This window comes from Nocardia alni (assembly GCF_019038435.1).
Taxonomy (GTDB): Bacteria; Actinomycetota; Actinomycetes; order Mycobacteriales; family Mycobacteriaceae; genus Nocardia; species Nocardia alni.
This window is the reverse complement of sequence record NZ_JAGPOX010000072.1, coordinates 36,300-47,844: the sequence shown is the minus strand read 5'-3', so window position 1 is coordinate 47,844 and position 11,545 is coordinate 36,300. Positions and strand designations below refer to the sequence as shown.

The following is an 11,545-nucleotide window of genomic DNA, read 5'->3' as shown; positions in this document are numbered from 1 at the left end:
GCCCGGGACGAAGAACGTGGCGTGCGAGGGCGCACTGACGTTGTTCGTGGTGACGGTCGCCGCCACGTGGCCGGGCCCGGTGTTCTGGTAGAGGGCGTACAGAATGCTGCCGTAGATGCCCGCGACAACGTTCACCCGCCACTGGCCGACCGCGCCTGTGTCCAGGTTGCGCCACGCCACGGTGGTCAAGACGTTGCACAGCGGCGCCAGCGGATATGCGCCGGAACCTACGCCATTGATGGGCTGGGCCTGGACGTTCATAACCGCCCGGCCCGGATAGTCGGGGCTGGTATCGGCCCACACTCGGATATTTCCCACGCACAGTCCGCCATAGAACAGGCTCTGTGTCTGCGGGAATTGGACTGTGTCTGCGCCTGCGACGGTGGACGACGCGATCGCGGTCGCAGCCCCGAGGGACGCGAGCAGGACGGCGGCGATGCGGGCGGGCTTCGGCATCCTCACGCGGGTGATGATAGGGGAAATTCGCGGTAACGCGACTCCTGTGAATCAGCGCGTTCCGATGCAATGCATTTCGTATGGAACGATGGGCGCCATGCGCATCGCGAACCATGTCGTCGAGCTGATCGGCAATACTCCGCTCGTTCGCTTGAATTCCGTGGTGGGGCCCGACTCCGGCTTGGTGGCCGCCAAGGTCGAGTACCTGAACCCGGGTGGTAGCTCCAAGGATCGCATCGCGGTCAGAATGATCGACGCCGCCGAGGAACAGGGGCTGCTGAAAAAGGGCGGCACCATCGTGGAGCCGACGTCCGGCAATACCGGTGTGGGCCTCGCGCTGGTCGCGCAGCAGCGCGGGTACAAGTGCGTGTTCGTGTGCCCGGACAAGGTGAGCGAGGACAAGCGGAACGTGTTGCGCGCCTACGGCGCCGAGGTCGTGGTGTGCCCGACCGCCGTGGCGCCGGAACATCCGGACAGCTACTACCAGACCTCCGATCGCCTGGTCCGGGAGATCCCGGGCGCGTGGAAGCCGGATCAGTACTCGAATCCGGGCGGCCCGCTGAGCCATTACGAGACAACCGGTCCGGAGATCTGGCGCGACACCGAGGGCACGGTCACGCATTTCGTCGCGGGCGTAGGCACTGGCGGCACCATCACCGGCACGGGCCGTTACCTCAAGGAGGTTTCGGGCGGCAAGGTCAAGATCATCGGTGCGGATCCGGAGGGTTCGGTGTACTCCGGCGGTACCGGGCGGCCGTATCTGGTCGAGGGCGTCGGCGAGGATTTCTGGCCCAGCGCCTACGACCCGGCGATCCCGGACGAGATCATCGCGGTCTCCGATGCCGACTCCTTCGATATGACCCGCCGCCTGGCCCGCGAGGAGGGCCTGCTGGTCGGCGGCTCGTGCGGAATGGCCGTGGTGGCCGCGTTGCGGGTGGCCGAGCGCGATCCGAACGCTGTCGTCGTGGTGCTGCTGCCCGACGGCGGCCGCGGCTATCTGTCCAAGATCTTCAACGACCAGTGGATGAGCTCCTACGGCTTCCTGCGCACCCGCCTGGACGGCAGCACCCCCGAGCCGACGGTCGGCGACGTGCTGCGCGGCAAGTCCGGCGCGCTGCCCGATCTGGTGCACACCCATCCTCAGGAGACGCTGCGCGACGCCATCGAGATCCTGCGCGAGTACGGCGTGTCCCAGATGCCCGTGGTGGGCGCCGAACCGCCGGTGATGGCGGGCGAGGTGGCCGGCAGCGTGAGCGAGCGGGATCTGCTGTCCGCGGTGTTCGAGGGCCGTGCCCATCTGGCCGATCCGGTGTCCAAACATATGAGCCCGTCGTTCCCGCTGATCGGCGCGGGCGAGCCGGTGTCGGCGGTGACCAAGGAACTCGAATCCACCGACGCGCTGATGGTGGTCGAGGACGGTAAGCCGATCGGCGTGATCACCCGGCACGATCTGCTCGGATTCCTGACCAAGTCCGGAATCCCGGGCGTGCACTGAGCGCGGTCTCCGACCGATAGCTGAACGGATGCTGTTCCCCCTGGGTGGTGCCCAGGGGGCGATCGCACGACCTCGGTCCGGCCGCTGTCGGTGCCGTGGCTCGAGTCGCCGAGGTTTACCGCCGGAGTGGGCGGGTATTTAACGGTTCGGTGACGCCGCAAAGGGGTGGGGTCCGGCTTCGTTACCAAACGGTGTCCAAACCGTCCGAAAAAGCGGACAAAATGGACTCCGATGTTGCGACACGCTAACTTTTTCTGTGATCCGGCTCACTTATAGCTATCAAGCAGACGCCCCGCTCAGAGGGTTGTCGCCGGTACCCATTGCGCATGAAAGAGTGCTGCAGCGCCTTTCGTTAACCTTCGGTTCAGACTCTGTTAACCTAGCGCAATCATCCTGTGACCTCGTTGGTTAACCAGACTTCGAGTCTGGATTACACGAGGAGTTGTCAACGCCCATGCGGAATGCGGTAGCGAATGCAGTGCCTCCGGGCGCCGTGGCCGTGCTGTGCGCCGCCGGGGGCATGAGAGCACATCGCCGGTGCACGGGTTCACCACCCGGCAACAGCTGAGTCGCGTCGTATCGGCGGGGAGTCGAATCTTTCGCCGCACAGTCCATCGGTAGACCACGCAGGGACGAGCCCACTGGCAGTGGGTCGGTTCCCTATCGCGTGCTGCCTACCGCAGGCCACATCGGCCCGGAATCAGAGTAGGAACCACGTCGAAATGTCGATCAAGAGCAGTAGAACCAAGGCGGTCGCGCGGACCGCCGGATCCGCGACCTTGGCCCTGGCCGCTCTCGCCGCGATCACCTCCGCGGGTGGCGAGCATGCCAATGCGGTCAAGCCGGCGGCCCTGGCCAGCACGATCGCCCAGGAAACCACTGCGACCCCCGCTGTCCCGGTGCCCCCGGCCTTGCAGCACGTCGCGAAGCAGGCCGAGAAGCAGGCGGCGGCCCCGGTTCCGGCGCCGATGCCCGCGCCGAAGGCCCTGGCGCAGCCCGCGCCGCCCCCCGCGCCCGCGCCGGTGATCTACCCGAACACTCTGGACGGCTGGATTCGCCAGTCCCTGGACATCATGGCCGCGCACGGCATCCCGGGCAGCTACGACGGCATCTACCGCAACATTATTCGCGAGTCCAGCGGTAACCCGGGGGCCATCAACCTGTACGACTCCAATGCCGCGATGGGTATCCCGTCCAAGGGATTGCTGCAGGTCATCGACCCGACCTTCAACGCGTATCACGTCTCGGGCACCTCGTGGAATATCTGGGACCCGGTCGCCAACATCGTCGCAGCCTGCAATTACGCCGCGAACCGTTACGGCTCTATGGATAACGTCGATTCTGCATACTGACCGGTCTTTTTTAACTTTCTGGTTGAATCGGCAATATCAACGCAAATAGTGGATTCGTTCGATTGCCTCGGGGTATAAACAGCATAGGGATTTTCGGCATACGGCCGGGGAGCGGTGTGAGGGGATGGTCTGTTTGAGCATGTGGCTGCCGTATGCGGCACTCGGGTTGGTAATCGCCGTCGTCGCCGCTGTGCTCGGCCGGGTCGTAATGTCCCCGATCGCGCATTGCCTCGGTCCCGTGCACGGCCCCATGCTGGCGCGTTTCGCCGCCGTGCTGATCTGGGGCGTCGGCCTCGTCGCGGCGCTGGCCCGGATCGGCGTGCCCACCTCGGTGACCGTGCCGATCCTGAGTACCGTGCTGATCATCGTCGGGGGCACGCTCGTGCTGCTGATCGCCGGAGGTCTGTCACGACCTGTGCGGCAGCCTCGGCTGCACGTGGTGGAGCGTGCGACGGAACGGGCGGGCGATCGCGACGATATGCCTGAAATACTCGAACGCGATGTTCTTCGGGATGGCAGTCGGAGCAACCCTCGGGCATATTCGTAAGTATTGAAAGGTTTCGGTGCGGTCCTCGGCGCCGCGTCGAAGTATGTCGTCAGCGAAATGCTTTGGCGCCGGTGAGCGCCTCGCCCAGTACCAGCTGGTGTACCTCGGCGGTGCCCTCGTAGGTGAGCACCGACTCGAGATTGTTCGCGTGCCGTAATACCGGGTAGTCCAGAGTGATGCCGTTCGCGCCGAGGATGGTGCGGCACTGCCGGGCGATGGCCAGGGCCTCTCGGGTGCTGTTGAGCTTGCCCGCGCTCACCTGTTCCGGGCGCACCTCGCCGCGGTCCTTCAATCGGCCCAGGTGCAGCGCCAGCAACTCGCCCTTGCCGAGTTCTACCGCCATATCCGCGAGTTTGGCCTGGGTCAGCTGATAGGCGGCCAGCGGCTTGTCGAACACCTCGCGGGTGCGCGCGTAGTCGATGGCGGCGGCCAGACAGTCACGCGCGGCGCCGAGTGCGCCGAACACGATGCCGAATCGGGCCTCGGACAGGCAGCCCAGCGGCGCGGACAGGCCCTTGCCCTCGGGCAGCAGCGCGTCACCGGGCAGCCGCACACCGTCCAGATCCAGCTCCGCGGTAATCGAGGCGCGCAACGACAATTTGCGATGCATCTCACGTGCGGTGAATCCGGGCGTGCCCGCAGGCACCAGGAAACCCCGGATGCCCTCCTCGGTGCGGGCCCACACCACCGCGACGTCGGCCACCGAGCCGTTGGTGATCCACATCTTCGCGCCGTTCACTATCCAATCCGCGCCGTCGCGCACCGCGCGCGTGCGCATCCCGCCCGGATTGGAGCCGAAATCGGGTTCGGTCAGTCCGAAACAGCCGATCACCCGCCCGGCCGCCATATCCGGCAGCCAGTGCCGTTTCTGCTCCTCGGAGCCGTAGTGGTGAATGGCGGTCATGGCCAGCGAGCCCTGCACCGACACCATGCTGCGCACCCCCGAGTCCACCGCCTCGAGCTCCAGGCATGCCAGCCCGTACTCGGTCGCCGACGTGCCCGCGCAGCCGTAGCCGTCGAGATGCATGCCGAGCAGGCCGAGCTTGCCCAGTTCGGGAGCCAGCTCCCGCGCCGGGAACGTGCCCTCCTCGAACCAGTCCGCGATATGAGGCCGCAGCCGCTGGTCGCCGAACTGCCGCACAGCCTGCCGAATCTCACGCTCCTGGTCGCTGAGCAGGGAATCTATCGCGAACAGCTCGTCTACGGTCACCATGGGTCCACAGTAGGGCCTGGCCCGGGTGGTCATCGAGATGTCAGGGGCTTGCGGGGTGGTCGTCGGACCTGTCGCGGGAACGTGCCGGACCTCACGCGTCGCATGTCGGCGCCGCCTCCTAGGCTGGGGGTCATGACCGATGACCAGCTGGGTTTCTCCACCCGGGCCATACACGCCGGGTTCGATCCCGATCCGCTGACCGGTGCGGTGAACGTGCCGATCTACGCGAGTTCCACCTTCGCCCAGGACGGTGTCGGCGGGCTGCGCGGCGGGTTCGAGTACGCCCGCACCGGCAATCCGACCCGCACCGCGCTGGAGGCCAATCTGGCGGCCCTGGAATCGGGGCGTTACGGCCGCGCCTTCGCGTCCGGGATGGCGGCCACCGACTGTGCGCTGCGCGCGACGCTGCGGCCGGGCGATCATCTGGTCATCCCGAACGACGCCTACGGCGGCACGTTCCGCCTGATCGACAAGGTGTTCACGCAGTGGGGCATCGAGTACTCGGTGGCCAAGGTGTCCGATCCGGATTCGGTGCGTAATGCCCTGCGCCCCAATACCAAACTGGTCTGGGTGGAGACACCCACCAACCCGCTGCTGAATATCGCCGATATCGCCGCGCTGGCCGATATCGCGCACGGCGCCGGCGCGAAACTGGTCGTGGACAACACCTTCGCCACGCCGTATCTGCAACAGCCGCTGCTGCTGGGTGCCGATATCGTGACGCATTCCACCACCAAATACCTGGGCGGGCATTCGGATGTCGTCGGCGGCGCGCTGATCACCGACGATCCCGAACTCGACGCCGCGTTCGCATTCCTACAGAACGGCGCGGGCGCGGTCCCCGGCCCGACCGACGCGTTCCTGACCCTGCGCGGCATCAAAACCCTTGCGGTGCGCATGGATCGGCATTGCGACAACGCCGCGATGATCGCCGAACACCTGACCGGGCACGCGGCCATCTCCCAGGTCATCTACCCGGGCCTGGGGCAGCACCCCGGCCACGCGGTGGCGCAGAAGCAGATGCGCCGCTTCGGCGGCATGATCTCGGTGCGGCTGCAGGGCGGTCGTCAGGCCGCGCTCGACTTCTGCTCGCGCACAAAGGTATTCACCCTAGCCGAATCCCTCGGCGGAGTGGAGTCCCTGATCGAGCATCCGGGCGCGATGACACACGCCTCCACCGAGGGCTCGGAGCTGGAGGTTCCGGCGGATCTGGTCCGGCTCTCGGTCGGCATCGAGGACGTCAGCGACCTACTGGCCGATATCGAACAAGCGCTGGGCTGAACAGTCCCACCAGGTTGCGTGCGGGAAAGACTGACTCGACTGAGCACACCAAGTGAGCACTGAGCAAGGGATATCTCGCCTGTTCAGTGCCCATACGGTGTGCTCAGTCGGCACAAAGAGTGCATATCGTCGCTGCGGACGGCTTCCCGGGGCGCCCCCTGCCGGGATCGGCGGGGGGCGACGAGCGGGAGTCAGCTGTGGTAGGGCTCCGCGCTGACCAGGGTCACCTTCATGATGTTGCCATTGGGGAGGGAGTACTCCCGGGTCTCGCCCACCTTGGCGTCGATGAGCGCGCCGCCGAGGGGAGAGTTGGGTGAGTAGGTCTCCAGGTCGGTGCGGCCCAGGCCCTCCTCACGGGTGGCGATGAGGAACGTTTCGGTATCGGTCTCGTCGCCGTTGTAGTACACCTTGACGACCGAGCCCGGTAGGGCCACGCCCGACTTGGTGGGTGCGATGCCGACCTTGGCGTTGTTCAGCAGTTCCTGCAGCTGGCGGATGCGGGCCTCCTGCTGACCCTGCTCCTCGCGCGCCGCGTGGTAGCCGCCGTTCTCCTTGAGGTCGCCCTCTTCGCGGCGCTCGTTGATTTCGGCCGCGATGACCGGACGGTTGGCAATGAGCGCGTCGAGTTCGCCCTTGAGCCTCTCATGCGACTCCGGTGTCAGCCAGGTCACTTGCGTCTCAGTCATCTCGATCACTCCCTAGTAGTTGTTCCCGGCGAACCGGGATTCCCATATACCCGCGGCCGCACGCGCCCCACGTGGGCGTGAACGGCAACAGTGGACGGCTAGAGCGATCCCTTGGGGAGCCCTGTTCCCTTTCGGCATTGTGTGCCCGGGAACCGACAGCGCTGGCCGCCAATGCAGCAAACACGGCTCCGAGCGTTCGGAACCGTGTATCGCATCATTTTAGCATGATTTACAAAGATGCAGGTCGGAGCGGTGATTGCGAGTCGTTTCGCCTGGAAGGCCCGGATCAACCCGCCCGTAGATACGGCGGGATCACCGCACTGCATCCGTAGACATCGCTCGCGGACGGGCGCGCCACGCTGCGCACGATGACCTTCATCTCGACAGTTCCGCTGGTCGAGGGCGGAATCAGGACCTCGCGGCGGCCGACCTCGCCGCCGTCCTTGTCCATCGCCCGCACGAAACAGACCGCGGGTCGCAGGGGATGGGCGCGGGTCACCTTGAAATGGGCCTGGACGGTTGAATCGTTGACGACCGTATAGCCCAGTTGTTCGGGGTCGATGTCCTTGGGCCCGAGGTTCTTGTAGCCGACGTACGCGATGATCAGGCCGAGTACGACCACACCCACGCTCAGGACCGGCAAGATCCACCGCGGCGTGCGGCGTGAGCGGGCCCCGTAGCGATCGCCGAGATCCGGGCGGTCAGCTGTTTCGGACCGGTCGGTCGCCGGTGCGGCCTCACTCATTCTGCTCGCTCCTGTACATGATCGGCGCGCCGCCTGCGTTCGCGGCACGCGCCCTGGCGCATGTGCGCCCACTCGATCGTGCCCCATGCGCGGGCGGAGCCATGACCCAGGTCGCCCTCGCCGCGCCCGGCGGTCTGCTGTCGTGCGTCTTCGCGGGCGCGACCGGCGCGATACGGGGGCGGCGCGGAACAAAGGAGAGCTGGATGGAACTATATGGAGAGAGATCTGATATCCCCTGCCCACATGGCGGTGGCGAGCAATCGAGGTGAGACGGTGAGCAGTGAGGTGAGCCATACCGTGAGGGGAGCGCAGCGGACCGAACCATCAGCTCAGCGCGCTCCGCGCACGGCCGAGCCGAGCACCGGCGAGGCTCGGTCGTGAGCGGTTTTCGTCTCATGGCCGTACATGCCCACCCCGACGACGAGTCCAGCAAGGGCGCCGCGACGACGGCGAAGTACGCCGCGGAGGGCGACGACGTTCTCGTCGTGAGCCTGACCGGCGGCGAGCGGGGGTCGATCCTCAATCCGGCGATGGACGTGCCGGGCATCCTGGATCGCATCAACGATGTGCGGCGTGAGGAGATGGCCGAGGCCGCCAAGGCGCTGGGAGTGCGGCACAAGTGGCTGGGTTTCGTGGATTCGGGTCTGCCGGAGGGCGATCCGCTGCCGCCGCTGCCGGAGGGCAGCTTCGGGCTGGTACCGCTCGACGAGGCCACCGAGGCGCTGGTGCGCGTGGTGCGTGAGTTCAAACCGCACGTGATCACCACCTATGACGAGAACGGCGGCTACCCGCACCCGGATCACATCATGTGCCACAAGGTGTCGATGGCCGCGTACGAGACGGCCGGTGATCCATCGAAGTTCCCCGATGCCGGCGCGCCGTGGACACCGTTGAAGCTGTACTACGACCACGGTTTCAGCATCCAGCGGATCGAGGTCTTCGCCGAGGAGTACGAGCGCATCGGCGAGCCGTTCCCCATGCAGGAGTGGCTGGATCGAGTTCGCAAGATGGCCGCCGAGCGCGGCGATCGGATGAGCCGGGTGACCACGCAGATCGAATGCTCCAAGTACTTCCCCCAGCGTGACGACGCCCTGCGCGCGCACGCCACACAGATCGACCCGAACGGCGCGTTCTTCGCGATACCGATGGATATGCAACAGAGACTCTGGCCGACCGAGGAATTCGAGTTGGCCAAGACACGGGTGCGTACCGAGATACCGGAGACGGACCTGTTCGCCGGTATCGATTCGGCCGGAGAAGCAGACCCGCAGATCGAGGTGACACACCGATGATTCTCACCATCCTCGCGCAAGGCAGCACCACCAACCCGACGGGCCCGGAGTTCGGCAAGGCGTCCCCGATGGGCCTGGTCATCGTCCTGATCCTGCTGGCCGGTACGGTCCTGCTGATCCGTTCGATGAACAAGCACATCAAGGGGTTGCCCGCGACGTTCTCCCCGGAACATCCGGAGGCGGATCAGGCCGCCGACGAGGGCACCGACCCCGGTGTCGCGGAGTCGGACGAGACCGATTCCGGCGCGCCGGACGCCGATAAGGTGACGACCGCGAAATCGCCGAAGTCCGATGCCACGAACTCCGAACCACCGGGCACAGCCTGAGCCGTACACGTTCGAAGGCCGCCTCCGCCGAAAGGTGGAGGCGGCCTTCGATTTTAACCGGTCCGGTCGAAGACGGTACGGCGCCGCTCTAGCGGTTCGAACTACCAGGCCGAGGGCATGCCGAGTCCTCGGAGGTGCGCGGCACGGTAGGTGTGTTCGCGCTACCCGCGGGCGCTGCGGGAACCCCGGGTGTCGAATTCACGTGGCGGTTCAGAACGGCCGCTCGTGGTGGCGATGGCGACAGATATCGCAATCGCAGTCGAAATAGCCGATTCCGGCGCTGCCGTGGGCGCCGCGGCGCTCGGCGTCCTCGAGATCGGCGTACCAGGGGCGGCGGGCCGCGCCGGGTGATGTCATGTTTCCCATGGGGGAGAAATACCCAATTCGGACGGCTCGGGAGTTACGGTTTCGGCACGCATGGCGGGTGATGCGCGCTAGCGTCTACAGATGTATGTCGCGCCTGGGCTCACGGGTGTCTGCGCGCCCAGGATGGGGGCTTGCGTGTTGACGGCACGGTGACCGGGAGGGGTGCGGACCCGCCCGAGATGAACCGGTTTCGCACAGCTGATGAATAGGTCTGAACCTCTTGGTCGAGACCATATTTCGATCCTGCTCAACGCCTCTCGGCAGTGGCACTATGGGCTCGATACGGGTTGGATCGAATGGTGATGAGGCAGCGGAAATGACCGATGTGAGCACCCGCCGCAGGGAGCGCGGATCCCGAGGGCAGGTGCGCCGGATCAACAGCTGGTTGATCGGCACGGCCATCGTTCTGGGACTGTTCCAGCTGTTCCTGCTGCCGCTGTTCCTGCTGCCGCGCGGCACGACGTGGGGCTGGACGCTGGCGGCCCCGGTTCTGCTGACCACGCCGTTCTGGTCGCTGATCCACGAGGCCATCCACGGCACCCTGATCACCCGGCGCGCGACGAACGACGTCTACGGGCGCGTACTCGCGGTCCTGTACGGCTCCCCGTTCGCGATGCTGAAGTCCGGGCACCTGCTGCATCATCGGTACAGCCGCACGCGTGAGCGCGCCGAGATCTACGACCCGGCGGCATCCAGTTGGACGAAGGCGGCGCCCGGATACTTCGCGCGGCTGTGTGGCGGCCTGTATCTGCTCGAGGTCGTCGCGGTGCTGGTGGCCGCGCTGCCCGTGGCGGTGGTGCGCGCGCTGGGCCGGCGCCTGGACGCGCCGGATTCGGTCGCCGGTCTGCTGTTCGACCGGATCGCGCAGGCCAGAGTGCTGGGACAGTTCCGCACCGACGCCGCCGCCATCGTTGTGCTGTACGTCGCCGCGTTCGTGGCCTACGGCCCGCACGGCTGGATGTTGCTGCTGGCGCTCGCCGGCCGGGCGGTGATCATCTCCCTGTCCGACAATGCCTACCACTACGGCACCGATCTGGACGCACCGCTGGAGGCGATGAACCTGCGCCTGTCCCACGGCCTGGAACGCTTCGCGCTCAGCTTCAACCTGCATGGCGTGCACCACCGCCACCCGGGCCTGCGCTGGTACGAACTACGCGAGAAGTTCCTCGATGAGGGCGGCCAGTACAACCTCGGCTTCGCCACCGCCGTAGCGCGGCAGCTTCGCGGCCCCATCGGGCTCGGCTGAGCTTCTCACCGCTCGCGAATCCGGGGGAGCGCGGGGCTGTCCAGGCGCAGCCGTGCCGGATCGTCCGGATCGATCCGCCGACGTCGGAAATTCCACCCCCTTATCAGGCGGCGCCTCGTCCGGCCCATAGCTTTTTCCCACCTGTATCGCGCGCAAGTATTCCCGGCGCTGACAACACCCCGGACACCCGCGCGCGGACGAGCCGCACGAAGAGTTCACATTCGGGAAACACGGCCGGCGGTCGAGGCAATTCTGGGGGATCTACCAGGGCGAATCTTCGCGGAAGTTAGTCGTTATTCTTAATTTGAATATTCGAGCATCGGTCGTGTGGTACTTATTCATCGGACCATTCGGCTTCCTAGCAGGTCAGGGGCCTTGATTGCAAGCGGTTTCATTCAGCGCAAACCTGAGTGGTGTTCGCCACAACCTCAATCGCGGTCGGCTGTATGAGGTCATAGACTCTGTACTCGAGGATCGCCGGGATGGTCGCGTAGTAGATACTCTCGGCGGGTTCGTCCGAGCTCGAGGATGTGGGTGTGA

General features: G+C 65.9%; 12 protein-coding genes. 7 read left to right on the top strand and 5 right to left on the bottom strand.

The features are described 5' to 3' along the window. Positions 1–456 (bottom strand): hypothetical protein (locus JZ791_RS25290; protein ID WP_254206279.1); only part of this gene is annotated, 456 nt, incomplete at its 3' end. 97 nt (positions 457–553) lie between these two features. On the opposite strand from JZ791_RS25290, the gene JZ791_RS25285 reads away from it, so the two are divergent. From JZ791_RS25285 to JZ791_RS25275, 3 genes are all read left to right on the top strand, one after another. Further along, on the top strand, positions 554–1,951 hold the full coding sequence (locus tag JZ791_RS25285; protein ID WP_216897706.1) for a cystathionine beta-synthase: 1,398 nt from the start codon (positions 554–556) through the stop codon (positions 1,949–1,951). Between the two features lie 722 nt (positions 1,952–2,673). Beyond that, the gene (locus JZ791_RS25280) at positions 2,674–3,303 is read left to right on the top strand and encodes a transglycosylase SLT domain-containing protein (protein WP_216897705.1); all 630 of its coding nucleotides are present in this window, start codon (positions 2,674–2,676) and stop codon (positions 3,301–3,303) included. A 133-nt stretch (positions 3,304–3,436) separates the two neighbouring features. Continuing rightward, the gene (locus JZ791_RS25275; RefSeq protein ID WP_216897704.1) at positions 3,437–3,850 is read left to right on the top strand and encodes a hypothetical protein; all 414 of its coding nucleotides are present in this window, start codon (positions 3,437–3,439) and stop codon (positions 3,848–3,850) included. Between the two features lie 49 nt (positions 3,851–3,899). Here JZ791_RS25275 and JZ791_RS25270 read toward each other — a convergent pair whose 3' ends face one another. After that, a complete protein-coding gene (locus JZ791_RS25270; RefSeq protein ID WP_216897703.1) occupies positions 3,900–5,063 on the bottom strand; it encodes an acyl-CoA dehydrogenase family protein in 1,164 nt (387 codons plus the stop codon). A gap of 132 nt (positions 5,064–5,195) precedes the next feature. Between JZ791_RS25270 and JZ791_RS25265 the strand changes: the two genes are divergently transcribed. Next, positions 5,196–6,344, top strand: a complete 1,149-nt coding sequence (locus JZ791_RS25265; protein WP_216897702.1) for a cystathionine gamma-synthase — start codon at positions 5,196–5,198, stop codon at positions 6,342–6,344. Positions 6,345–6,535: 191 nt separating this feature from the next. Here JZ791_RS25265 and greA read toward each other — a convergent pair whose 3' ends face one another. Further along, positions 6,536–7,030 carry a transcription elongation factor GreA gene (gene greA / locus JZ791_RS25260; protein ID WP_216897701.1) on the bottom strand — a complete coding sequence of 165 codons (495 nt, stop codon included), beginning with the start codon at positions 7,028–7,030 and terminating at the stop codon, positions 6,536–6,538. 286 nt (positions 7,031–7,316) lie between these two features. Further along, positions 7,317–7,775: a DUF4307 domain-containing protein gene (locus tag JZ791_RS25255; RefSeq protein ID WP_216897700.1), complete on the bottom strand. Its 459-nt coding sequence runs from the start codon at positions 7,773–7,775 to the stop codon at positions 7,317–7,319. 377 nt (positions 7,776–8,152) lie between these two features. Here JZ791_RS25255 and mca point away from each other — a divergent pair, with 377 nt between their 5' ends. Beyond that, entirely contained in the window at positions 8,153–9,067 is a 915-nt protein-coding gene (mca, locus tag JZ791_RS25250) for a mycothiol conjugate amidase Mca (protein ID WP_308163087.1), read from the top strand. Next, positions 9,064–9,393, top strand: a complete 330-nt coding sequence (locus JZ791_RS25245; RefSeq protein WP_254206271.1) for a hypothetical protein — start codon at positions 9,064–9,066, stop codon at positions 9,391–9,393. Before mca ends, JZ791_RS25245 begins: the two co-directional genes overlap by 4 nt. Positions 9,394–9,603: 210 nt before the next feature. On the opposite strand, the gene JZ791_RS25240 is transcribed toward JZ791_RS25245, so the two are convergent. After that, positions 9,604–9,759 (bottom strand): hypothetical protein, encoded by a 156-nt coding sequence (locus tag JZ791_RS25240; RefSeq protein WP_216897699.1) that lies wholly within the window; start codon positions 9,757–9,759, stop codon positions 9,604–9,606. Between the two features lie 316 nt (positions 9,760–10,075). Between JZ791_RS25240 and JZ791_RS25235 the strand changes: the two genes are divergently transcribed. Then, a complete protein-coding gene (locus tag JZ791_RS25235) occupies positions 10,076–11,005 on the top strand; it encodes a fatty acid desaturase family protein (protein WP_216897698.1) in 930 nt (309 codons plus the stop codon). The last annotated feature ends 540 nt before the right edge of the window (positions 11,006–11,545 follow it).

What these genes read in the sequence shown, in the direction of transcription:
- JZ791_RS25255 (WP_216897700.1), bottom strand. Translation starts at nt 7,775, where the DNA reads ATGAGTGAGGCCGCACCGGCGACCGACCGGTCCGAAACAGCTGACCGC.
- JZ791_RS25235 (WP_216897698.1), top strand. Translation starts at nt 10,076, where the DNA reads ATGACCGATGTGAGCACCCGCCGCAGGGAGCGCGGATCCCGAGGGCAG.
- greA (WP_216897701.1), bottom strand. Translation starts at nt 7,030, where the DNA reads ATGACTGAGACGCAAGTGACCTGGCTGACACCGGAGTCGCATGAGAGG.
- JZ791_RS25280 (WP_216897705.1), top strand. Translation starts at nt 2,674, where the DNA reads ATGTCGATCAAGAGCAGTAGAACCAAGGCGGTCGCGCGGACCGCCGGA.
- JZ791_RS25245 (WP_254206271.1), top strand. Translation starts at nt 9,064, where the DNA reads ATGATTCTCACCATCCTCGCGCAAGGCAGCACCACCAACCCGACGGGC.
- JZ791_RS25240 (WP_216897699.1), bottom strand. Translation starts at nt 9,759, where the DNA reads ATGGGAAACATGACATCACCCGGCGCGGCCCGCCGCCCCTGGTACGCC.
- JZ791_RS25270 (WP_216897703.1), bottom strand. Translation starts at nt 5,063, where the DNA reads ATGGTGACCGTAGACGAGCTGTTCGCGATAGATTCCCTGCTCAGCGAC.
- JZ791_RS25285 (WP_216897706.1), top strand. Translation starts at nt 554, where the DNA reads ATGCGCATCGCGAACCATGTCGTCGAGCTGATCGGCAATACTCCGCTC.
- JZ791_RS25265 (WP_216897702.1), top strand. Translation starts at nt 5,196, where the DNA reads ATGACCGATGACCAGCTGGGTTTCTCCACCCGGGCCATACACGCCGGG.